The organism is Huaxiibacter chinensis (assembly GCF_022171985.1).
Classification (GTDB): domain Bacteria; phylum Pseudomonadota; class Gammaproteobacteria; order Enterobacterales; family Enterobacteriaceae; genus Enterobacter; species Enterobacter chinensis_A.
Genome location: NZ_JAJVHF010000003.1, coordinates 494,034 through 516,312, shown reverse-complemented (window position 1 = coordinate 516,312; position 22,279 = coordinate 494,034). Strand labels below are relative to the sequence as shown.

Annotated in this window: 19 protein-coding genes; 7 read left to right on the top strand and 12 right to left on the bottom strand. The window is 54.6% G+C overall.

Features of this window, described 5'->3' with window-relative positions; translation table 11 throughout:
- Positions 1-7 precede the first annotated feature (7 nt).
- The 4 genes from LZP96_RS24335 to LZP96_RS11355 are packed head-to-tail and all read right to left on the bottom strand — an operon-like array spanning position 8 to position 4,392.
- Complete coding sequence (locus LZP96_RS24335; RefSeq protein ID WP_064326206.1) at positions 8-940, bottom strand: ABC transporter substrate-binding protein; 933 nt, start codon at positions 938-940, stop codon at positions 8-10.
- A 12-nt stretch (positions 941-952) separates the two neighbouring features.
- Positions 953-2,269 carry an LLM class flavin-dependent oxidoreductase gene (locus LZP96_RS24330; RefSeq protein ID WP_064326207.1) on the bottom strand — a complete coding sequence of 439 codons (1,317 nt, stop codon included), beginning with the start codon at positions 2,267-2,269 and terminating at the stop codon, positions 953-955.
- A 15-nt stretch (positions 2,270-2,284) separates the two neighbouring features.
- Positions 2,285-3,406, bottom strand: coding sequence for a M20 peptidase aminoacylase family protein (locus LZP96_RS11360; protein ID WP_064326208.1), 1,122 nt, complete (start codon positions 3,404-3,406; stop codon positions 2,285-2,287).
- Positions 3,403-4,392 (bottom strand): LLM class flavin-dependent oxidoreductase, encoded by a 990-nt coding sequence (locus tag LZP96_RS11355; protein ID WP_064326209.1) that lies wholly within the window; start codon positions 4,390-4,392, stop codon positions 3,403-3,405. The genes LZP96_RS11360 and LZP96_RS11355 overlap by 4 nt, the downstream gene beginning before the upstream one ends.
- A 451-nt stretch (positions 4,393-4,843) precedes the next feature.
- On the opposite strand from LZP96_RS11355, the gene LZP96_RS11350 reads away from it, so the two are divergent.
- Positions 4,844-6,379: a methyl-accepting chemotaxis protein gene (locus tag LZP96_RS11350; protein ID WP_064328134.1), complete on the top strand. Its 1,536-nt coding sequence runs from the start codon at positions 4,844-4,846 to the stop codon at positions 6,377-6,379.
- Here LZP96_RS11350 and LZP96_RS11345 read toward each other — a convergent pair.
- Complete coding sequence (locus tag LZP96_RS11345; protein WP_064326210.1) at positions 6,369-6,773, bottom strand: (R)-mandelonitrile lyase; 405 nt, start codon at positions 6,771-6,773, stop codon at positions 6,369-6,371. The two genes, LZP96_RS11350 and LZP96_RS11345, sit on opposite strands and share 11 nt — an antisense overlap.
- A gap of 112 nt (positions 6,774-6,885) precedes the next feature.
- Here LZP96_RS11345 and LZP96_RS11340 point away from each other — a divergent pair, with 112 nt between their 5' ends.
- Positions 6,886-7,776 carry a LysR family transcriptional regulator gene (locus tag LZP96_RS11340; RefSeq protein WP_064326211.1) on the top strand — a complete coding sequence of 297 codons (891 nt, stop codon included), beginning with the start codon at positions 6,886-6,888 and terminating at the stop codon, positions 7,774-7,776.
- A 467-nt stretch (positions 7,777-8,243) separates the two neighbouring features.
- On the top strand, positions 8,244-9,734 hold the full coding sequence (gene ansP, locus LZP96_RS11335) for an L-asparagine permease (protein WP_064326212.1): 1,491 nt from the start codon (positions 8,244-8,246) through the stop codon (positions 9,732-9,734).
- A 103-nt stretch (positions 9,735-9,837) separates the two neighbouring features.
- On the opposite strand, the gene yncE is transcribed toward ansP, so the two are convergent.
- Positions 9,838-10,899, bottom strand: coding sequence for a 7-bladed beta-propeller protein YncE (gene yncE / locus LZP96_RS11330; RefSeq protein ID WP_064326213.1), 1,062 nt, complete (start codon positions 10,897-10,899; stop codon positions 9,838-9,840).
- A gap of 269 nt (positions 10,900-11,168) precedes the next feature.
- On the opposite strand from yncE, the gene pqqU reads away from it, so the two are divergent.
- Positions 11,169-13,283, top strand: coding sequence for a TonB-dependent receptor PqqU (pqqU, locus tag LZP96_RS11325; protein WP_064326214.1), 2,115 nt, complete (start codon positions 11,169-11,171; stop codon positions 13,281-13,283).
- A gap of 37 nt (positions 13,284-13,320) precedes the next feature.
- Here pqqU and LZP96_RS11320 read toward each other — a convergent pair whose 3' ends face one another.
- The 4 genes from LZP96_RS11320 to LZP96_RS11305 all read right to left on the bottom strand — a co-directional run bounded on the left by LZP96_RS11320 (position 13,321) and on the right by LZP96_RS11305 (position 17,644).
- The gene (locus tag LZP96_RS11320; protein ID WP_064326215.1) at positions 13,321-14,859 is read right to left on the bottom strand and encodes a methyl-accepting chemotaxis protein; all 1,539 of its coding nucleotides are present in this window, start codon (positions 14,857-14,859) and stop codon (positions 13,321-13,323) included.
- A gap of 186 nt (positions 14,860-15,045) precedes the next feature.
- Positions 15,046-15,714 carry a GntR family transcriptional regulator gene (locus LZP96_RS11315; RefSeq protein WP_064326216.1) on the bottom strand — a complete coding sequence of 223 codons (669 nt, stop codon included), beginning with the start codon at positions 15,712-15,714 and terminating at the stop codon, positions 15,046-15,048.
- 246 nt (positions 15,715-15,960) lie between these two features.
- Positions 15,961-17,001, bottom strand: coding sequence for an NADPH-dependent curcumin/dihydrocurcumin reductase (gene curA, locus LZP96_RS11310; RefSeq protein WP_064326217.1), 1,041 nt, complete (start codon positions 16,999-17,001; stop codon positions 15,961-15,963).
- A 67-nt stretch (positions 17,002-17,068) separates the two neighbouring features.
- Positions 17,069-17,644, bottom strand: coding sequence for a helix-turn-helix domain-containing protein (locus LZP96_RS11305; protein ID WP_258926023.1), 576 nt, complete (start codon positions 17,642-17,644; stop codon positions 17,069-17,071).
- 148 nt (positions 17,645-17,792) lie between these two features.
- Between LZP96_RS11305 and LZP96_RS11300 the strand changes: the two genes are divergently transcribed.
- The gene (locus tag LZP96_RS11300) at positions 17,793-18,308 is read left to right on the top strand and encodes a GNAT family N-acetyltransferase (protein ID WP_064326219.1); all 516 of its coding nucleotides are present in this window, start codon (positions 17,793-17,795) and stop codon (positions 18,306-18,308) included.
- Positions 18,308-18,757, top strand: coding sequence for a DMT family transporter (locus tag LZP96_RS11295; protein WP_064326220.1), 450 nt, complete (start codon positions 18,308-18,310; stop codon positions 18,755-18,757). The genes LZP96_RS11300 and LZP96_RS11295 overlap by 1 nt, the downstream gene beginning before the upstream one ends.
- Positions 18,758-18,759: 2 nt before the next feature.
- On the opposite strand, the gene LZP96_RS11290 is transcribed toward LZP96_RS11295, so the two are convergent.
- Together LZP96_RS11290 and LZP96_RS11285 are read right to left on the bottom strand one after the other, a co-directional pair.
- Positions 18,760-18,993, bottom strand: coding sequence for a YdcY family protein (locus tag LZP96_RS11290; protein WP_064326221.1), 234 nt, complete (start codon positions 18,991-18,993; stop codon positions 18,760-18,762).
- A 50-nt stretch (positions 18,994-19,043) separates the two neighbouring features.
- Positions 19,044-20,642, bottom strand: a complete 1,599-nt coding sequence (locus tag LZP96_RS11285) for an ABC transporter substrate-binding protein (protein WP_064326222.1) — start codon at positions 20,640-20,642, stop codon at positions 19,044-19,046.
- 282 nt (positions 20,643-20,924) lie between these two features.
- Here LZP96_RS11285 and LZP96_RS11280 point away from each other — a divergent pair, with 282 nt between their 5' ends.
- Entirely contained in the window at positions 20,925-22,277 is a 1,353-nt protein-coding gene (locus LZP96_RS11280) for an SrfA family protein (RefSeq protein ID WP_064326223.1), read from the top strand.
- Positions 22,278-22,279: the final 2 nt, after the last annotated feature.

Below are 22,279 nucleotides of genomic sequence, written 5' to 3'. Positions count from 1 at the left end.
GATCTCCTTAGTCGCCGAGCCCGGCAGGATTCAGTTCTGAATGCGGGATACGCTCTACGCCTTCTCCCCAACGGTTGAGGACTTTGTCGTAATCCCCGTTTTGAATGACGCCGTTGAGCGCCGTCTGTACAGGCTCAGCCAGTCCACTGCCCTTTTTCACGGTCACAGCAATATGCGCGGCCTTTGGCCAGCCACCGTCGACGCTGCCCACCAATTTGGTTTTACCGGTCAGCGCCGCTTTCCACGCCCCAATGACGTTAGGACCGAAAAAAGCGTCCGCGCGTCCGGACTGAATTGCCAGGGTTTGCGCGGCATCGTCTTTGGTATACACCGGGGTAAAAGGCTTCAGACCTTTCTTGAGGTTTTCAGCATTCCACGCCAGGAGTATCGCCTCCTGATTGGTGCCAGAACCGACAATAATCCGCAGGCCAGCAATGTCTTCAGCCTTGTCGATGTGGGCGATCGGGCTGGTCGATTTCACATAAAAACCCAGCGAGTCTTTACGGTAAGTCGCAAAATCAAATTTCGCTTTGCGCTCTTTGGTCACCGTGATGTTGCTGATGGCGGCGTCGTATTTACCGGAGGCAACGCCCAGCGGCCAGTCTTCCCACGAGGTGGGCACCACGTTCAGCTCCAGCCCCAGGCTATCCGCAACCAGCCGGGCAACATCCACCTCGCTGCCCAGCAACGTTTTATTGTCATCCGAAAACACGGTTAACGGCGGGGAGTTCAGCGCCGCCACCGCAACGGTCAATTTGCCCGGGTGCGCAAAGCGATAATCCCTGGGTAACTGCGCGACCGCTGCGCTATTTTTCACGGTATTGATGGGGGTTTTATTGGCCTCAAGACTCACCCCCGTGCCGTTGATGTTGACATTTTCTGCCCAGACAGCCGGGGCAAAGGCGAGCGTGAGCGCCAGAACAAGCGATGATTTCTGCATAGCGGGTGTCTCTTATTGTTGTGTGTATTGATTTTGAGGCAGGTCCAGCCCCAGGCTTTCACGCAGCGTGGTGCCCGGATAATCGGTACGGAACAGACCGCGCGCCTGCAATATCGGGATCACCGTGTCGACAAAGCGCGGGAACGTGTCCGGCGTGCCGCCCTGAATAATGAAACCGTCTGCGGCACAGGCGTCAAACCACGCTTGCATCCCGTCAGCCACCTCCTGTGGCGTGCCGGAAAAGCGCGGGCGCGGGGATGCGGCTTCCAGGGCGACCTGGCGCAGCGTGAGTTGCCGTTCACGGGCATGACGTTTAATTTCATCGGTTGTGCTACGGAAACTGTTTTGCCCTAAGTCCCCGACATCCGGGAAAGGTGCGTCGAGCGGATACTGACTGAAATCGTGATGCTCAAAATAGCGGCCCAGATAATTAAGCGCGTCCTTGATGGAGACGAGCGCGGCGGTGGTCTGGTATTGCTGCTCAACATCTGCCGCATCGTTACCAACAATGACGCTCACCCCCTGGAATATCTTTAACGCATCGGCCCGACGACCGTGGCTCTCCAGCTGCTGCTTCACATCGCGATAAAACGCTTTGGCATCCTCCAGGGTCTCATGATGGGTGAAGATAGCATCTGCATGTTTCGCCGCTAATTTTTTACCGTCGTCCGATGCGCCAGCCTGAAAAACAATCGGACGCCCCTGCGGTGTACGGCCAATATTCAACGGCCCGGCCACCTGGAAAAAATCACCCCGATGATCGAGCGGATGTAATTTTTGTGGATCGAAGAACTGACCACTCTCTTTATTGCGCACAAACGCATCCTCTTCCCACGAATCCCACAGCCCTTTCACCACGTCCAGGTATTCGTCGGCTATCCGGTAGCGCAGCGCGTGTTCAGGATGTTTCTCTCGTGAGAAATTTTTAGCCGAACCTTCCAGCGGCGAGGTCACCACATTCCACCCAGCGCGCCCCTGGCTCAGGTGATCGAGGCTGGCGAACTGGCGCGCCACGGTGAACGGCTCGCTATAGGAAGTCGACAACGTCCCGACCAGACCCAGGCGCGTGGTCAGGCTCGCCAGCGCAGACAAAACCGTCAGCGGCTCGAAGCGATTGAGAAAATGGGGGAGGGATTTTTCATTGATATACAGTCCGTCGGCGACAAACAGAAAATCCAGTTTCCCCTCCTCCGCTTTACGCGCTGTCTCCTTAACAAACGCAAAATTAATGCTCGCGTCGGCGACCGCCGCGGGGTGACGCCAGGCCGACATATTCCCGGACGCACCGTGCAAAATGGTTCCCAAATGCAGTTGTCGTGTTGCAGACATAGTTACCTCTGAACGTTAGAGTTGCTGTAATGCTTTTTCGGCCAGCCGGGCAAAATAGCGGGCGGCGGGCTCGATGAGGGCCTCGTCAGGATTGAAGGCTGGATGGTGTAAACCAAACGGACTGGCACTCCCGATGCTGACGAACGCGCCGGGTATATGCTGCAGATAGACGGCAAAATCTTCGCCCCCCATGTGCAGTTCCGCATGCCGGGTTTCGTACCCTGTTTCACGCGCTACGGCGCTGGCGAAGTCGGCCCACCGTTCGTCATTGACTAAGGCGGTTGGCCCCGCATACCAGGTGATATCGATCTGTGCGTTAAAGGCACTGGCAAAACCGGCGGCAATCTCCTGGACGCGCCCTTTTACCTGTTGCTGAACCTCGGTCCGATGCGTACGCAGCGTGCCTTCCAGTTCGACGTTTTCCGGGAGCACATTCCAGGTGTTACCTCCCGTTATGCGCGTAACGCTCAGAACCACGGAATCAAGCGTATTGACGTTACGGCTCGCGACGCTCTGAAGCGCCGTCACCAGTTGACTGGTGATGACTATCGCATCCGTGCCTTCATGAGGACGCGCGGCATGAGCGCCTTTTCCAGTGACGCGAATGACAAAACGATCGACATTGGCGTAAAACGGGCCGCCACGGGTGGCAAAAGCACCCACCGGTAAACCGGGTTCATTGTGCATACCAAAAATGGCGCTGATGTCCTTCAGCGCCCCTGCGCGTACCAGGGTTTTTGCCCCGCCAAAATTCTCTTCTGCGGGCTGGAAAAGCAGGCGCACGCGCCCCGGCAATACGGCTTCGCGGTCTTTTAACCGGAGTGCGGCGCCCAGCATGACGCTGGTATGGATATCGTGCCCGCAGGCGTGCATCACGCCAGGATTTTGCGAGCTAAACGTGACCCCACTGCGCTCCACTATCGGAAGAGCATCAATATCGGCACGCAGCGCAATCTGCTTAAGGCCTGAACCAATTTCCGCCACCACGCCGGTGGGCAAATCGTAAGGCAGCACCCGGATATCCGCTGCGGTCAGCCACTGGCGTAAACGTGCCGTCGTCTGCACCTCTTCCCCAGAAAGTTCAGGATGTTCATGCAGCTCGCGACGCCAGTCGATCAGCTGTTGGCCGAAGCTCATACCCGCACCTCCGCGGCCCGTTTTGCCTCAGCGAGCAGGCGCAGTGACCGGACCCGGGCATCCCCCTTCGCCATCGGTGTATCAATAATGAACTCATCAATACCCCAGGTTTCGTGCAGGGTATTGAGCCTGTCGACGACAACCTCTGCGGTTCCAGCCAGCAATGATTGCGCCCGACGAGCAATCCGCACAGGCTCACTCCCAGCCTGACGCGCAAAGGCATACGCTTGTTCCTCGCTGGCGACGGTAACGCGCTGTCCGTTTTCCAGCTCTACGCCCCACACTTCCACCTTTTGTGCCAGCGCCTCGGCTTCCGACTTCGTCGGCGCAACAACGGCCTGCACCGCAACGATCGTCTCGCGGGCACTGTTGGCCCGCCAGGTTGTGATGACCTCACGCAGTAGCGCCGGATCGCCGTTGAGGTGCGCCGCAAAAACGAAATTCCAGTTCAGGGATGCGGCCAGCAGCGCACTTTCCGTGCTGGCACCCAGTAAAAAACCCTGTGCCGGTATGGCGGGCTGTGGCGTTGCGCGTAATTCATCCTCAGACGGCGTTAACCAGCCGTTCAGTTGGGTAAGTTGCTCCGCGAAGCTGCCCTTCTCCCCGGAATGCTGCCCCTGCTGCAATGCCCGCGTCGACAGCGGTAACCCCCCCGGCGCTTTCCCCACCCCTAAATCCACGCGGCCCGGGGCAATGGCCGCCAGCACGTTGAAGTTTTCCGCCACCTTATAGGGGCTGTAGTGTTGCAGCATCACGCCGCCGGAGCCGACCCGAATCTGTTTTGTCTGGCCCAGGATCCACGCGATAAGCAGCTCAGGTGACGGGCTGGCAAGCTGCGAAGTATTGTGATGTTCGGCAATCCAGAATCGATGATACCCCAGCGCCTCTGCCTGTTTCGCCAGGCTCAAGGTCCGCGCCAGCGCATCGGCGGCGGTTTCGTTGTCCGCTACGGGACTTTTATCCAGAATGCTGATTCGCCAGGACATGTTGTATTCTCGTTAGGCTAAACATGTCGCCATTATTAAAGGGCGATTTCACCTCTGAGAAACAATTAATTTACATTTAGTTTCCCATAAATCAGAAATGCCCCTCAGTGCGGCATATATTCACGGGTTAACCAAGGGGCCGGCAGCGCGCGTGACACCCCCTGTCATAAACAGCGATTCGATACCTCTGTTTATGACAGGGGGTGATGTTTCACTTTATATTTGGCTTAAGTCAAGCGATCGCCTGGGTGCTGTTTTTGGCGAACGTATCAGATTTGATTTTTATTGCAGGGAGGGACAACTTTTAAAAAAATAATTAATTCGGGTTCTTCTTTATTGCCCCATTTTTATGGAAGAATGCGCAGTCAGTAATAACACCGTATTTATTTTGCCATGCCTGAACATTTTTCGGGCGGCTTCTTATGTTTTTAAAAACAGCATGGAATTTTTCATGAGAAATAACACTCCCGTTACACAAAACGAGTATTTTCTTAACGACGGTGCGACGTTGATGTCGACCACAAATATTCACAGCCACATTTCATACGCCAACTCGGCTTTTATCGAAGCCAGCGGTTATAAAGAAGAGCATCTACTCGGCGAACCGCATAATCTGATCCGCCATCCTGACATGCCCGCAGAAGCCTTTGGAGATATGTGGTACACGCTGCAGCAAGGCCAGAGCTGGACAGGTCTGGTAAAGAATCGCCGCGCTAATGGCGATCACTACTGGGTACGGGCAAACGTGACGCCCGTTTATCAGAATGACATTTTGACCGGCTATATCTCAGTTCGCCACGTTCCGCAAAGAGACGAGATCGAGGCCAGTGAAACCCTTTATCAACGTGTCAGAAATAATGAATTAAAACATCATCGATTTTATAAAGGTCTGGTTGTTCATCGAGGTATTTTCTCTTTTCTTTCTCTTTTTAAACGTCTCAGCACGGCAAAAAGAGTTAATTACGCTATTTTCACTGCGGCACTCCTCACCCTTCTGGTCACGTTTCTGTTACCCAAAGGGGTGATGATGGGCGGGGCGTTAATCGGTATTTTCTGTTTATTGCAGATTTTTCTACATCATCAAATCAGCCGCCCTATCAACGCGGTTATGCGGAAAATGCAGCATGTGGTATCCGGTCGTAAAACCGGCTATGAACATTTCGATCGGGTGGATGAAATCGGCATGATGATGCGGCTGGTTAATCAATCGGGATTAAATTTGCAGTCGCTGGTGGACGATGTCGGTGCACAAATAACGGGGATCCGTCAAATCAGCCAGCAGGTCGCCAAAGAAGGCACGTCCTTGCAGGCGCGTTCCGAAGAGACGGCAAGCGATTTACAGCAAACTGCGGCCGCCGTCGAGGAGATCGCCAGCGCCGTACAACAAACCGCCGACACCGCCGCAGAAGCGATCGGTATGGCGGACCGCACCAGTGACAGCGCGCGTCACGGTGAAGCCATCATGCAGAAAACGATTGGTATGATGCAGTCGGTGTCGAAAGACAATAGCCAGATTGTCGACATCATTGGCGTTATCGATCGCATTGCCTTTCAGACGAACATCCTGGCACTCAACGCGGCGGTGGAGGCAGCCCGGGCCGGGGAAGCAGGACGTGGATTTGCCGTGGTGGCGGCTGAGGTGCGCAATCTGGCACAGCACTCTGCTTCAGCCGCAAAAGAGATCAAAACGCTTATCGAGAAAAATGTCGCCAGCGTGAACGCCGGGGTCAATATGGTGGAACAAACTGAAACCCACCTGACCGCCATGGTCGGCAATGTACTGCAAATGTCATCGCTGATTAAGGAGATCGGCCATGCAACACAGGAGCAGACCCAGGCGCTCACCCTGATAAACGCGTCGATCTCGCGTATTGGCGTGATGACGCACAACAACACCGCCATGGTCGATAACGTCACCAGCGCCGCCACGCACCTGACGCAACGCACTACGCGTCTGCAACAGGCCATTGCGGTGTTCAGCGGTTAGCCACCCTGTACTGTTCGTCTGTCACCTTTTCCAGCCAGTCAACCGGGCTACCGTTCACAGATTCAGCGATGGCAATATGGGTCATCGCCGTTTCTGAGCAGGCGCCGTGCCAGTGTTTGACACCCGGTGGGATCCACGCAATATCGCCCTGGTTTAACACCTGTGCCTCTTTATCCCACTCCTGCAACCAGCCACGCCCCTGCGTCACAATCAGTGTTTGCCCCAGTGGATGGGTATGCCATGCCGTCCGAGCGCCTGGCTCAAAGGTCACCGTGGCGCCACCGACGGCAGCCGGTTCGGTAGCCTGGAACGGGGCATCGATGCGTACGGTGCCGCTGAACCATGCTTCCGGCCCACGCACTGAAGGTAATGAACCGCTACGTATAATTTTCATTTCGAACTCCTCTTTTGCTGTTGCGTTAACAGTAGCGCAAACAGGAGGTCAGCATTAGACTGCATAATCAGAATGGAACCATGAATAGAATTCATTAATGCGGAGTCTCCCCATGCTGAAAGATAATTTTAACGATCTGCTGTCGTTTATGGTGGTGGCCCGCGAGCGCAGCTTTACCCGCGCAGCCGCCCAGCTGGGCGTGTCTCAGTCGGCATTGAGCCACGCGATGCGCCATCTTGAAGCCCGGCTCGGCATGCGTTTATTGACGCGTACGACCCGAAGTGTCGCCCCGACCGAAGCCGGTGAGCAGCTTTTTACGCGGCTAAGTCCGCACCTGCTGGAGATAGAACAGGAGCTGGCGGCGCTGCGAGACATGCGCGACACCCCTGCCGGCAATATCCGGATCACGGCGGGTGAGCACGCGATGTCAGCCATACTGTGGCCCGTGCTGAAGCCCTTTATGGCAACGTATCCTGATATTCATGTTGAAGTGACCGTGGACAACGGTTTGACCGACATTGTGGACGGTCGTTTTGATGCGGGCGTGCGCCTGGGGGAACAGATTGCTAAAGACATGATTGCAGTGCGCATTGCCCCTGATATGCGCATGGCGGTAGTCGGCTCCCCCGACTATTTTTCACGGTATGGGGTCCCCGAAACCCCCGAGCAACTTCAGCACCATCGCTGCATCAACATGCGTCTGCCGACGCGCGGCGGACTTTATGCCTGGGAATTTGAAAAGGACGGACGCGAACTGCGGGTACGTGTTGAAGGCCAGTTAACGCTGAATAACCTGCCGCAGCGGATAGACGCCGCCGTGGCAGGGTTAGGTTTGGCTTACGTGCCGGATGACACGGTAGAGGCAGCGCTGGCGGAGGGCCAGCTTGTCAGGGTGCTGGAGGCGTGGTGTCCCCCTTTTGACGGCTATCACCTCTATTATCCCGGACGACGTCAGCACACCGCCGCCTTTACCCTGCTGCTCGAAGCATTACGGGCGGGTTAACTGACTTGCCGACACGCGACAAAAGATGTTTCGGATAACGCTCGCCAACAATACCACTGGATTCAAGCGCCCGGTTTTTGCGAGCGGTCGTATTAAGTGACAACGTCACATTCACTGATGCCATAACCTCTTCCAGACGATGGCGCTTCGTGGTGCCCTCTTTGTCGCAGTTGCCTCTTTCACCTCGTCATGACTGATTCATTCCACTGACTGTAGAGGCTAAATTTCATGAAAACTATGGCGCATAACCGCTTGTGCTTATGAGACATATTCATTAATTGCAGAGTGCAACGATTCTTTTGCGTCACTTATCGAATGCAGGTAGGATGCTTCGCCATGTTTTGCCTTATCCATACGCAGAATGACTGGAAAGGCGGCATATAACAGCGCAGAAGCAATCGTTTGGTTTGCAAACTGCCGGGTACGGGCATCTCACAGATGATTCAGACAGGTAAACGGGTAACGTAATGAAAACAAGCAATAAAAGCGCAGCCGATCATCACGCTGCGAAACGTCGCTGGTTGAACTCCCATGAAGAGGGGTATCAGAAAGCGATGGGCAACCGTCAGGTGCAGATGATCGCCATCGGCGGCGCAATCGGTACGGGGCTGTTTTTAGGCGCAGGCGCGCGTCTGCAGATGGCGGGCCCGGCGCTCGCGCTGGTCTATGCGGTGTGCGGGATTTTCTCTTTCTTCATCCTGCGTGCGCTTGGCGAGCTGGTTTTACACCGCCCTTCGAGCGGCAGTTTTGTTTCTTATGCCCGTGAATTCCTTGGTGAAAAAGCCGCGTACGTGGCGGGCTGGATGTATTTCGTCAACTGGGCGATGACCGGCATTGTGGATATCACCGCCGTGGCGCTCTATATGCATTACTGGGGCGCATTTGGCGATGTGCCACAGTGGGTATTTGCGCTTGGCGCTCTGGCGATTGTCGGCACCATGAACATGATTGGTGTGAAGTGGTTCGCAGAAATGGAATTCTGGTTCGCGCTGGTCAAAGTGCTGGCCATTGTGATCTTCCTCGTGGTGGGCACCGTTTTCCTGGGCAGTGGAAAACCGCTGGATGGCAACGCTACCGGCTTCCACCTCATCACGGATAATGGCGGATTCTTCCCGCATGGTCTGCTGCCTGCCCTGGTTCTGGTTCAGGGGGTGGTGTTTGCCTTTGCCTCTATCGAACTGGTGGGTACAGCGGCAGGTGAATGTAAAGATCCGCAGACCATGGTGCCTAAAGCCATTAACAGCGTAATTTGGCGTATTGGTCTGTTTTACGTGGGCTCGGTCGTCCTGCTGGTGCTGTTGCTGCCATGGAATGCCTATCAGGCGGGTCAAAGCCCGTTTGTCACCTTCTTCTCGAAGCTGGGCGTGCCTTACGTGGGCAGCATCATGAATATCGTGGTCCTGACGGCGGCGCTCTCCAGTCTCAACTCTGGCCTGTACAGTACCGGTCGTATTCTGCGCTCCATGTCGATGGGCGGTTCCGCGCCGAAATTCATGTCGAAGATGAGTAAGCAACAGGTGCCTTATGCCGGTATTCTGGCCACGCTGGTGGTCTACGTGTTTGGCGTGTTCCTGAACTATCTGGTGCCTTCGCAGGTCTTTGAGATCGTTCTCAACGTCGCCGCGCTGGGCATTATCGCGTCATGGGCCTTTATTGTGGTGTGCCAGATGCGTCTTCGCAAAGCAATCAAAGAGGGCAAAGCGGCGGACGTGAGCTTTAAAATGCCGGGCGCACCGGTCACCTCCTGGTTAACGCTGCTGTTCCTGTTCAGCGTGCTGGTGCTGATGGCGTTTGATTATCCTAACGGCACTTATACTATCGCCACCATTCCTTTGCTGGCGGTGCTGCTGATTGCGGGCTGGTTTGGCGTGCGTAAGCGCGTGAGCGAAATCCACAGTACCGCACCGGTTCATCCTGATGATGAAAAGCATGACGGCTCGCTGATTAAAGAGTCATAGCGTTAAGATGACGCCTGCGATGTCAGGCACAAAAAAGGGAAGGCAACATGCCTTCCCTTTTTCATTGCACCAGGCGCGGGCTGCGCCGGAAAGTGCTTCTCCGTTACAGCACGATACGAATCACGTCATCCGGCTGGGTGGCCTCTTGCTGACGTGTCGATTTCTGCTTAACCGATACGTACAGGGTTTTTCCGTCTTCAGAAAGCGCCAGACTGTTTGGATAGGTCGGCGTATCGAAAGTGCGGGTAACTTTATACGTTTTGGTGTCGATCACGCTTACCTTGCCCGCTTCACGATGGGTAACATACGCTTCGTTGCGCGCCGGGTTAAACAGCACGGCCAGCGATTCTGGCGCTGCGATCTTTTCAATGACCTTTCCGTCCTTCAGGTTCACCACCAGCACTTCAGGCTGTTTGGAATCGGTAATAAAGGCGCGCTGACCGGCGGTATCCAGACTGAGGTTAAGGTAGAAATGCTCCTTACCGTCATCCTGCACTTTTTTACGGCTCAGAATTTTATGCGTCGCCGTGTCGATGATCACCAGTTCGCCATCTGCATTGGTGGTGTACAGACGTTTCGCCTGGGCATCGAGCGCCAGACCCGTACTGTAGGTGCCCGTGTTGGCGATAGTCTCTTTGAGCCGTAGCGTGTTGCCGTCGACGACCCAAATCACGCTCTCTTTACCCACGCCGGTGATATAAACGGTATTTGTGCTGTCGTCCGCCACCAGTTCACGGGGCTGCAGCGGCTTAACGGTTTCGCTGCGTTTGCGATCGTCCAGTATCAGACGCCCTTTCACCTCGCCGGTTTTGGCATCAATGGCCGTCACGGCACTACTGGTTGTATTGCCCAGCCACAGCGTCTGCGTTGCGTTATTGAAGGTCGCACCAAACGGTTTTAAGTCGTTGTGAATCGCCTGAGTCACTTCCAGCGTAACCGGGTCCAGACGATAAACGACACCGCCTTTATCGATTTTGCGGCTTTGAGATGTCGCGACCCACAGCACATTATCCTGCTGGCTGACGGCCATTTCATACGCGCCTTTGCCAACCGCTTTGCGCAGCATCTCTTCCGCTGCCTGAACATTGAACGTACTCGCTACCAGTAAAGAACCCAGCAGCAGAGATCCGCGCAGACGCGGTGAGCACAGATGACGTAATGACATAACAAACTCCCTTTATATAAAATGTGAGGACTACTGACATCGCTTCCTGTCGACAAAGTCATGGCTCTGTCTGTTTATTGATGAGAATAGTAATCATTATTTGTTAAAAAGTGGAGCCCTTCTTTCATTCCATCTCCCGCTTCGCTGTTTTTTTAACTACACTTCCATTAACGCAATGTGCTGTTAAAGTTTTCAAAACCTTTACAAAAGATTTAACATGGCGTCACATGTTCCATTTGGTTCGTCTTTTTATTAACCGGCTTCTATTCATGAAAATCATTTCTGCCCGTCAGTTAACGTTACCGTTGATACTGATTCCTGCTGTCCTGACGCCAGCCGTTGCGCTCGCAGAGCAAGAGCAAACCCTGATTGTCAGCGCAACCCCACAGACCGTTTCTGAGCTTGATACCCCTGCCGCTGTGAGCGTGGTCAACGGTGATGACATGCGTCATGCCGCGCCGCGAATCAATCTGTCCGAATCCTTAGGTAGCGTGCCGGGCCTGCAAATCCAAAATCGACAGAACTACGCGCAGGACCTGCAGCTTTCCATGCGTGGCTTCGGTGCGCGTTCGACGTTTGGTGTGCGGGGAATTCGTCTTTATGTGGACGGGATACCGGCGACGATGCCGGACGGCCAGGGGCAAACGTCCAATATCGATTTAAGCAGTATTGATAGCGTGGAAGTGCTGCGCGGCCCGTTTTCTGCGCTGTATGGCAACGCCTCGGGCGGGGTCATTAATATGACTACCGAAACCGGCAAAGAACCCCCTACCCTGGAAGCCAGCAGCTATTACGGCAGCTACGGTACCTGGCGTTACGGTATGAAAGCCACGGGAGCGATGGGTGACGGTACGCACGCGGGCGATGTGGATTACACGGTGTCGACAACGCGATTCACCACGCATGGCTACCGCGATCACAGCGGCGCGCGTAAAAACCTCGCCAACGCCCGACTTGGCGTGCGCCTTGATGACGCCAGCAAGCTGACGCTGATCTTCAATAGCGTGGACATGAAAGCCAACGATCCGGGTGGTCTGGATTATCAGGAATGGCGCGACAACCCGCGTCAGTCGCCGCGTGGCGATCAGTACAACACGCGTAAAACCATTAAGCAGACCCAGGCAGGGCTGCGCTATGACCGCCAGCTCAGCGAGCAGGACGATCTGAGCGTGATGGCCTATGCCGGCGAACGTGAGATGACCCAGTACCAGTCGATCCCCTACCAGCCGCAGCTGCGTGAAACGCATTCCGGCGGCGTGATTGATATGCAGCGCCATTACCAGGGTATCGATACCCGCTGGACGCACCGGGGTGAGCTGGGCGTTCCGGTGACCTTTACCACCGGGCTGAACTACGAAAATCTCAGTGAAAATCGTCGCGGCTATGAAAACTTTGTGATGCGCAACGGTGCCCCGGACTACGGCGTCAAAGGCAATAAACGTCGTGACGAGCGTAACCTGATGTGGAACGTCGACCCGTATCTGCAAACCCGCTGGCAGCTTACGGATAAACTCTCCGTGGACGCGGGCGTGCGCTATAGCTCCGTCTGGTTTGATTCCAACGATCGTTACGTCAAAGGGGCCAATGGCGACGATAGCGGCGAGGCCAGCTACCATAAATGGCTGCCAGCCGGCTCGGTAAAATACGCCGTAACCGACGGCTGGAACCTTTACGCCGCCGCGGGCCGTGGCTTCGAAACCCCGACCATTAACGAACTGTCCTACCGTTCCGGGAACCAGAGCGGGCTGAATTTTGGTCTGAAGCCCTCCACCAATAACACCTATGAAGTGGGCAGTAAAACACGCGTCGGAAATGGTCTGCTGACTGCCGCCCTGTTCCGTACTGACACCGATGACGAAATCGTGGTGGATGCCAGTGCAGGCGGACGCACCAGCTATAAAAACGCCGGTAAAACGCGCCGTCAGGGTGTGGAAGTGTCCCTGGATCAGCAGTTCGCTGAGAACTGGAAACTTAAAATGGCATGGACGTATCTGGATGCCACCTACCGGACCAACGTCTGTTCCGATACGGACTGCAACGGCAATCGTATGCCGGGCATCGCACGGAATATGGGCTACGCATCCTTCGGCTGGCAGCCTGTTGAGGGCTGGTACGCTGGCACGGATGTGCGTTACATGAGCGATATTCAGGCTGACGATGAAAACACCGCCAAAGCACCGTCATACACCGTGGTGGGTCTGAATACCGGGTATAAATTTAACTACGGAAGCTGGGGAATGGACGTATTTGGTCGGGTGGATAACCTGTTCGATAAAGAGTATGTCGGATCGGTCATCGTTAACGAATCAAATGGTCGTTATTACGAACCCGCGCCGGGCCGCAACTACGGCGTTGGCCTGTCGGTTTCCTATCGTTTCGAATAAAGACTGCCCCGGCAGGCAACGTCTGCCGGGGACAATATTACGCCATTCGGGCGTTCTGCTCTAAGCGGAACGCCGCTACCAACGACTCCAGTATACGTGCCTGGTCTTCCAGCGCCCCTGCCGCAGTTGACGATGCGCCGACCAACGATGCGTTTTGCTGAGTGGTGGTGTCCAGCTCCATAACCGCACGTGAGATCTGCTCGATTCCCCTGCTCTGCTCTTCCGAGGCAGACGAGATTTCGCCCATAATATCGTTCACCCGCGTGACTGAATCCACGACCTGCTCCATGGTTTGTCCGGCCTTAACCACCAGATCGCTGCCCGTTGAGATACGGGATACCGACTCGCTGATCAACTGTTCAATGTCTTTCGCCGCCTGAGAGCTGCGCTGAGAAAGGCTGCGAACTTCACTGGCGACGACCGCAAACCCGCGCCCTTGTTCACCCGCGCGCGCGGCTTCCACGGCGGCATTAAGCGCCAGGATATTGGTCTGGAAGGCAATGCTGTTGATAACGGCAGTGATATCGGCAATCTTCTGCGAACTGGTATTGATATCGCTCATGGTGCTGACGACATCGCGCATAACGCTTCCGCCCTGCGTTGCCGTGCGGGAGGCCTCTGCTGCCAGCTTGCTGGCATGACGCGCATTATCGGCGTTGTTCTTCACCGTGGCCGTCAGCTCTTCCATGCTTGCGGCGGTTTGTACCACGGCCGCCGCCTGCTGCTCCGTGCGTGAGGAGAGATCGGTATTGCCCTCTGCGATATCGCTGGCGGCCTGTGATACCTGAGAAACGCTACTGCGCACTTCGCCAATCATCGCACGCAATTTGTCGTTCATCCGCCCCATGGCGCCGGTCAGTTTACCTAGCTCATCATCGCCCTGTGGGTGAATATCCGAGCTGAGATCGCCGCTGGCAATCTTCTCTGCGAGCTGCAGGTTGTGATTGACCGGACGGGTGATCTGGCGCGTGACCCACCACGACACAAGAATACCAAACAGGATCGCGACGAGACCGACTATCGCCGTTATGGAGCTGGAGCTGTTGGCGAGAGAATCGTTATGTGTTTTCACCAGCGCAATAATTTGCCGAATGGCCGCGCTGCTCTCATCGCCTGCTACTTTCACTTTTTCTTCAGCCGCTTCCACACTTTGCCGGGCGCTGGCATCGCCTTTGTTTGCATTGAATGTGACCATGGCTGCCTGCATTGCTTCCACGCTGCGGTCAAACTGTGCCAGGTGTCCGTCGATAGCATCAATAATGAGTGCTTCCTGCGCGCTCCATTGTCTTTGTTTAGCTTCTTGCGTCAGCGCCACCGCATGTTTGACGTAACCCGACATGACCTGACCCGATTTTTCATCACCCGTATACAAAAACTTGAGACGGTTGATCTTGGCCTGAAATACTTCAATATTGATGTTATAAATCAGGTTAGTTTGCTGGTAGACCTCGCGGATTTCTTTAAAACGCAACACGCTCATGGTCGTTGACACCGCCACCAGTAGCAATACCAGACCAAACCCCATCCCGAGCTTTTTGCTCATGTTTATATTTCGTAATCGTTGGTTGAAATGCATCTTCCTGACTCCTCAAAAGGCAAATGTGCCTTTTCAGTTTATCGGCAGGTGTCAGGGTTATTTCAGGGCATCCAGGAGGGATTATGAAAAAAATGAAACATCGTTCCCGGCAGAAAATGCCACCGGGAGATAATAAAGAAGTGAGATAGTGCGCGTATAAAATCGTATTCTGTATAAAATTATCACTTAACTAAAATACTGTTGTAGTAAGAGCGCTGTCGACGCATCAATGAGTTTATCAATTGATTTCTGTGCCGCTTGTGCATCCCCTCGTTCAAGGGCAGCAAGCAAATCGTCATAGCGGTAGGGATATTTCGCAATATCATGCACGCTGGCGTGAAGGTAGTTAAAGCAAGGCCCGATACGCACCCAGAGCTGTTCGATCAACGCTGACAGCGTGGGCATCTGGGCGTATTCGTAAAGACGGAAGCGAAACGCCCGGTTGGCATTGAGCGCCCGCTGAGCTTCACCCTTATCCATGGCATCATGAAATTTTTCAGCCAGATCGTGAAGTTCCTGCCATTTACCGGGGGTCATCTGCTGGCACGCCGCCCCTACCGCCATCGCTTCAAGCTGCTTACGAATGGCATTAATTTCGGTATAACGCTCCAGCGTCATTTCGGGCACCATGAACGCTTGCGCAGGGGTAGCATGGAGCGCACCTGCAGATACCAGGCGTAGCAAGGCTTCGCGCACGGGCGTAATGCTGGTGCCCAGTTTATCGGCAATCTCCTTCGTGATAAGCCGGGCTCCCGGTTTTAACGCGCCAACGATGAGTGCGTTTTTCAGGCTTACCTCAACTTGCATCGTGAGGCTGAGTCGTTGTGCTTTTTCCAAGTTTTCCAAATCAAGCATGTTTAATTCCCGTAACAAACATAAAGCACGATTCAACACATCAGTAATGACGCACTGATGCCTGCAGAACTCTCCTGTATCTTTATGCCTGGTGTTGGAGTGACGCTAAAGTACAACAAATAAACAAATGAATAATTAGAGCTCAATCCCTGTAGTGAGACTGGGTAACTCTTAACGTATTATTAAAAACATTATAGTCGAATATTAAGAATATATTATGGCGGGGAACCCCGCCACAAATCGGATTTATCCGTTATCCTGCGCAACGCGAATCACGACTTTGCCAAAATTTTTACCTTCCAGCAGACCAATCAGCGCCTGCGGTGCGTTTTCCAGACCGTCGGTGACCTGCTCGCGATAGTGGATTTTACCCTCTTTCAGCCAGCGCCCCATCTCTTCCTGGAATTCACCGATACGGTCGCCGTAATCCTGAGCGATGATAAAGCCCTGCATTCTGATGCGCTTTTTCAACAACGTGCCCAACAGTAATGGCAGACGATCGGGACCGTCGGGCAACCCTGTGGCGTTATACCCGCTTACCAGCCCACAAATGGGTACGCGTGAAGAGGTATTGAGAAGCGGTAATACCGCATCGAACACTTTGCCGCCCACGTTCTCATAGTAGACGTCGATACCTTTCGGGCATGCCCGGGCAAGCTGCCCGGCAAAATCGTCGGCGTGATGATCAAGACAACTGTCGAACCCCAGCACCTCTTCAGCATAACGGCACTTTTCAGCCCCTCCTGCCACGCCGACGACCCGGCAGCCTTTAATCTTGCCAATTTGCCCGACGGTCGCTCCCACGGGCCCGGTTGCGGCTGCGACCACCAGGGTCTCTCCCTCTTTAGGCTGGCCGATATCCAATAACCCCATATAGGCGGTGAACCCCGGCATACCCAGAATGCCGAGTGCCCAGGACGGGTGTTCGAGATCGTCGCCAAGCTTGACTAATCCAGTGCCATCAGACAGTTCATATTCCTGCCAGCCGCTGTAGCTGAGTACCCATTCACCTTCGTGATACTCAGAATGGCGGGATTTCACCACCTGACTCACCGTGCCGCCAACCATTACCGCGCCAATCTCAACCGGCGGAGAATAAGACGGCGCATCGCTCATGCGACCACGCATGTAAGGGTCCAGCGAGAGCCATATTGTGCGCAAAAGCACCTGTCCGTCGGCGGGTTCGGCAACAGGTTGCTCTTCCAGTCTGAAATTTTCTGCCACTGGCGCGCCCTGCGGGCGGGAAGCCAGTACCAGTCGGCGATTTTGCGTCGTGTTTTGCGTCATAACTTGATCCTTACGTTGTGCAAATGTCTCTAAAGACTAGCCCCGGATGCCAGGTTACGCCTTAGCATTAAGAGCCGGACTGATTGAGACGTACCACCAGATAAACGCACGGTGACGATGTTTCGTTGATAAAACGGCAATCGTTGGGCGGCCCCAGTTCGAGGCAATCCCCGGCTTTCATTTCGTGACGCGTGTCGCCTTCCTGAAACACCAGCTCCCCGGCCTGCACCCAGATCAGCAGGCGGGCAAGCGCATAGGACGATGCAGGCATAGGGACATCACAGTCCCCCGGCAGCTCAACCTGAACCAGGTCAATAGGAAGATCGGTCCGCGGTGAGACGTGACGACGCAGATAATGGGTTTGCGGATCCCGCCAGACGGGCTGATTCTCAACGCGCAGCAGCTTGCCTTCCTGCATTTCTGCGCGGGCAATTAACGTCGACATGCTGATGGAAAAAGCGCCGGATAGCCGCGCAAGCAGCGTTGCCGTCGGGCTGCTTTCACCCCGTTCAATTTTGTGGATCATGGCGCGTGACACACCTGCCCGTTCGGCCAGCTCGCTGAGCGACCAGCCGCGCGCCTCGCGTTCAAGGCGAATACGTGCGCTAATCCGTTGATTAATATTGTCTGTCATAGTCTCCATAACGTCATACTATAGTGTATGAAACCGATTTCAATCCTGTTGTCATAACAAAAAAATATGACTTATAGCGTAGCGATGTGCCGGTTTCATTGTGTAATATTGTGATACTAACGTACCACTATAGTGAACACCCAGTCTGAGGTTTGCCATGATCATTCGTCACGCCAGTAAAGAAGATTGCGCCGCCATTGGCGAGATTTATAACCATGCCGTTGTCCATACCGCCGCCATCTGGAATGACACCACCGTGGATACCGATAATCGCATCGCCTGGTACGAGGCGCGTACCCTGATGGGCTACCCGGTGCTGGTCAGTGAAGAGAATGGCGTGGTCACTGGCTATGCCTCTTTTGGCGACTGGCGCGCCTTTGACGGTTTTCGCCACACGGTAGAACACTCGGTTTATGTTCATCCGCAGCATCAGGGAAAAGGCCTCGGACGGGAGCTACTGCGTCACCTGATTGCCGAGGCGCGAAACGTGGGCAAACATGTGATGGTCGCGGGCATCGAAACCCAGAACAAGGCCTCTATTCATCTGCATGAAACGTTAGGCTTTGTGGTGACCGGGCAAATGCCGCAGGTCGGCACGAAATTTGGTCGCTGGCTTGATCTGACCTTTATGCAGTTGCAGCTCGATGAACGTACCGACCCGGACGGCATCTGATGAATCAGTCCCTGACGATGGTTTTTCTGGTGGCGGCCGGGATTGGACTGGTGGTGCAAAACACGCTGATGGTGCGCATCACCCAGTCGTCATCGACGATTCTGATTGCCATGCTGCTGAACTCACTGGTGGGGATCGTGCTTTTTGTCAGCATATTGCTGGTCAAAAACGGTCTCTCAGGATTCAGTGAGCTGGTGGCGACGGTTCGCTGGTGGACGCTGATACCCGGTCTGCTGGGTTCATTTTTTGTCTTTGCCAGCATCAGTGGTTATCAGTATGTCGGTGCGGCGACCACGATTGCGGTGCTGGTTGCCAGCCAGTTAATTGGCGGACTGGCGATGGACATCCTTAAAAGTCACGGCATCCCCTTGCGGGCATTAGTCGGCCCCGTTTGTGGCGCAGTATTGCTGGTGATTGGCGCCTGGCTTGTCGCCCGACGCCAGTTTTGAACTTAAAGAATCGTGCCGCCTTTGGTCAGGTGGTCAAGCCGCGCGTCCTGCTCTTCTTTATGCTGCTTGCCATGGTGGGCAATGGCGATCCGCAGCCGCTGCTGCTGCGCATAGCGCGCTTCACGGCTTAACTCCGGGTCATCACTCAGCGCGATCAGAAGTTCGTTCATATGGGTGATAACACTCTCTTCCACCGCCGCGTCAACGCGAGCGGTGACCTCCTGCAGATGTGACATTGTCACTCCTTGTCGTCGATGCCCTTCCCCCAAAGGGAAGGGCATTACAGTTAGTTCAGCTTCGCTTTCGAGAAGTCGCTGCCCATCAGGCTCACGCTGTAGCCGGTGACATTGCTACGCGTTGCATAGAATGTTTTGCCGTTTGCCAGCGGGATCCAGGGCGCCTGGTCATGGAAAATGACCTGAGCTTCGCCGTAGAGCTTCGCACGCTCTGCCGGATCGCTGGTCAGTTTCGCTTTTTCTACCAGCGCATTGTATCCCTTGTCACACCAGCGTGCCGCATTGGAGCCGGTTTTAATGCTATTACAGCCCAGCAGTACATCTGCGAAGTTGTCCGGGTCACCGTTGTCGGACATCCAGCCAAACAGCGCACTGTCGTGCTCGCCCTTACGCATACCCGAAAGATATTCACCCCACTCGTAGGAGACGATTTTGGCTTTGATACCGACCTTCGCCCAGTCGCTCTGAATCATCTCAGCAATACGGCGGGAATTCGGGTTATACGGACGCTGTACCGGCATTGACCATAATGTCACCTCAGCGCCTTTCTCCAGACCAGCCTGCTTCAGGAGCGCCTTCGCTTTTTCAGGGTCGTAACCGTAATCGGGTAGGTCTTTGTTATAACCGAGCATATTAGGTGGAATTGGCGATTTGGCGACCGTGCCGGAGCCCATAAAGACGGCATTGACGATAGCCTTTTTATCGGTGGCATAATTCAGCGCCTGGCGCACCAGCACATTATCAAACGGTTTTTTCTCGGTGTTAAACGCCAGATAGCCCACGTTTAACGCATACACCGAGTGCAGCGTCAGGTCTTTATTCTTTTTAATCACATCGAACTGCACGGGCGACGGTGCAGGAATAACCTGGCACTCGTTGGTTTGTAGTTTCGCCAGACGGGTTTCCACGTTCGGGGTGATGGAGAAGATAAGGTGTTTCGTCGGCACCGCGCCATCCCAGTAGTCTGGATTCGCGATATAGCGGATCAAAGAGTCCACTTTATACTGCTGAAGGACATAAGGGCCTGTGCCGATTGGCCAGTTATCCACGTTTTCAGGTGTGCCTTTTTTCAGCATTGCATCCGCATATTCCGCTGAGAGGATGGAGGCGAAATCCATGCCCCAGTCAGCCAGGAAAGCCGCGTTGGGTTCGCTCAGCACAAACTGTACGTGATTATCATCGATTTTTTTGACGTCCTGAATCAGCTTATCCAGCCCGACATCATTAAAATATTCGTAATTCCCCTGTGAGACATTGTGATAAGGATGTTTAGGGTCTTTCTGACGCATAACGGAGAAAATAACGTCATCCGCATTGAAATCACGGGTCGGTTTAAAGAATTTGTTGCTGTTGAACTTCACGCCCTTACGTAGCGTAAAGGTATAGGTTTTACCATCTGGTGAGATGGTCCAGGACTCGGCGAGCGACGGAACCGGGGTGTTTTTGACCGGATCAAAATTGATCAGGCGGTTATATAACACCTGAGAACTGGCAACGAACGAGGGTCCGGAGCTGGCAATTTGCGGATTAAAAGACTCAGGCGAGGCTTCGGAGCAGTAGATCAGCGTGTCGTTATTGGCCGCCCAGGCAGCGCTTGCCGGTAAGAGTGTGCTGAGCGCTAACGCCAGCAACGTTTTCCCTGTAGACATGGTTATAACCCTATTCGAATTTTTATGGCGAATGGTAATAACAGCATAGCCCTTACGCAGTGGCAAATAACGAAATACGCTCAGGTTATTCTAAAACAGCGTAATTCGTTGACATTATCGCCAGGGTCACCGTGTCGATTTGCCTTAAGTGCCCTTGTTCGTCAAGCACAACCGTCATTTTCAATGCCCTAAGAAATCACCGCTTTTAGCGTCTCATCGCGCGTTTGCTGACACCAGGGGTTGGTTAAAGTAGAGGGGTGAAGAAGTCTACAGGACCAAATCGTGGCAAAAACACTTTTACGCAGCGGTAATCTGGATGATTTTCAGGCCGTTGGCGGCGGCGGACAGGCCGTTTTTGAATCAGCACTGCAAATTCGTGAAGCGCTTCGTCTGCGTAAACAACAATCCATTGTCGATTGCCTGGCGATCCCGCAGGTTAACGATGGCGGAGACCGCGTGGACTGGTATGCCCCCCTTGAAGGCACCGTGACGAGCTGGAAAGCCGCCGATGAAGAGGCACGCTTACGCGCCCTTCGCTATCTGGAAAACACCCTGGCAAGTGTGTCGTCACTGAGCAAAAAGAGCCTTCAGTCGCCGAAAACGGCGCAACAGCTGTTCGGTTCACTGCTGGCAAAAGCGTTCCAGTTCCCGGGGGAAAATTTCCTATTCCTCGTGGACGGTAAGCCGGTTATCACGTTCTGGGGTTTTGTGAGTCTGAACGAAAATGCCCGGGAAGATGTGCTGGATTGTCTGCGGGAGTCGCTGCTGCCTGAACCTATGTCCGCCCCAATCGAAGAGCCCGAGCCCGACCCTGAGCCTGCGCCGGTTATGGCCTTTGAGCAAGCCGATGCCCCGCTGGTGACCCCGCCTCCGGTGGTGCGCATGACCGTTGATGAGGTTTATGGTGCCGAACCTGTACCCACTGTCATCCAGGAAGAGACGCCGCCAGCCGAACCGGCACCTGTCATTAAGACAGCGAAACGTCGTCTGCACCTCTGGGCACTGCCGGTGGCTGCTGTTCTGGTTGCGGCCGTTGCCACCCCGCTGATGTGGCCTGAAGCGGCCCCCTCCGCTGAGCCCGTCGCCGCCGCACCGGCTCCGGCACCGGTCGCGATTGCGCCCAAGCCTGTACAATCGGTGCCTCCGCTGGCGATGAATTTGCCGCTGCACCAGGCCGACGTTGTCCCGGTGAGCGTGAAAGCGCCTGAACCCAAGCCCGCTGACGAGACCGTGGTCATTAGCGCCATTCCGAAAGAAACCCTGGTGATGGACGCCCTGCAGGTTAAAACCGGATCGACGCGTTTCCTGAACGGCAGCTGGCGCGTGATGCTGGATGTTAAAGATCCCATCACCGGCAAGCCACCTTCACTTCGCTATCAAATACAAAACAATAAAGGCACCGCACGGGTTGTGCACGGTGACAATGTTGTCTGTCGTACGGACATCTTCTCCGGCCTGCATAGCAACGGGGAATTGTTGATCAAAACCCGCGGTAATGCCCGTTGCACCGACGGTTCGCGCTACCCGATGCCGGAAATCACCTGTAAAGCAGGGACCAACGACGTGGCGGAATGTTCAGCACGTTATGATGCCAAAACCGTCGTTCCTTTGACGTTCAAAAAAGCAGGTGCCTGATT

Coding starts and splice junctions, on each gene's coding strand:
- LZP96_RS24335 (WP_064326206.1), bottom strand. CDS start 940: ATGCAGAAATCATCGCTTGTTCTGGCGCTCACGCTCGCCTTTGCCCCG.
- LZP96_RS24330 (WP_064326207.1), bottom strand. CDS start 2,269: ATGTCTGCAACACGACAACTGCATTTGGGAACCATTTTGCACGGTGCG.
- LZP96_RS11360 (WP_064326208.1), bottom strand. CDS start 3,406: ATGAGCTTCGGCCAACAGCTGATCGACTGGCGTCGCGAGCTGCATGAA.
- LZP96_RS11355 (WP_064326209.1), bottom strand. CDS start 4,392: ATGTCCTGGCGAATCAGCATTCTGGATAAAAGTCCCGTAGCGGACAAC.
- LZP96_RS11350 (WP_064328134.1), top strand. CDS start 4,844: ATGAGAAATAACACTCCCGTTACACAAAACGAGTATTTTCTTAACGAC.
- LZP96_RS11345 (WP_064326210.1), bottom strand. CDS start 6,773: ATGAAAATTATACGTAGCGGTTCATTACCTTCAGTGCGTGGGCCGGAA.
- LZP96_RS11340 (WP_064326211.1), top strand. CDS start 6,886: ATGCTGAAAGATAATTTTAACGATCTGCTGTCGTTTATGGTGGTGGCC.
- ansP (WP_064326212.1), top strand. CDS start 8,244: ATGAAAACAAGCAATAAAAGCGCAGCCGATCATCACGCTGCGAAACGT.
- yncE (WP_064326213.1), bottom strand. CDS start 10,899: ATGTCATTACGTCATCTGTGCTCACCGCGTCTGCGCGGATCTCTGCTG.
- pqqU (WP_064326214.1), top strand. CDS start 11,169: ATGAAAATCATTTCTGCCCGTCAGTTAACGTTACCGTTGATACTGATT.
- LZP96_RS11320 (WP_064326215.1), bottom strand. CDS start 14,859: ATGCATTTCAACCAACGATTACGAAATATAAACATGAGCAAAAAGCTC.
- LZP96_RS11315 (WP_064326216.1), bottom strand. CDS start 15,714: ATGCTTGATTTGGAAAACTTGGAAAAAGCACAACGACTCAGCCTCACG.
- curA (WP_064326217.1), bottom strand. CDS start 17,001: ATGACGCAAAACACGACGCAAAATCGCCGACTGGTACTGGCTTCCCGC.
- LZP96_RS11305 (WP_258926023.1), bottom strand. CDS start 17,644: ATGGAGACTATGACAGACAATATTAATCAACGGATTAGCGCACGTATT.
- LZP96_RS11300 (WP_064326219.1), top strand. CDS start 17,793: ATGATCATTCGTCACGCCAGTAAAGAAGATTGCGCCGCCATTGGCGAG.
- LZP96_RS11295 (WP_064326220.1), top strand. CDS start 18,308: ATGAATCAGTCCCTGACGATGGTTTTTCTGGTGGCGGCCGGGATTGGA.
- LZP96_RS11290 (WP_064326221.1), bottom strand. CDS start 18,993: ATGTCACATCTGCAGGAGGTCACCGCTCGCGTTGACGCGGCGGTGGAA.
- LZP96_RS11285 (WP_064326222.1), bottom strand. CDS start 20,642: ATGTCTACAGGGAAAACGTTGCTGGCGTTAGCGCTCAGCACACTCTTA.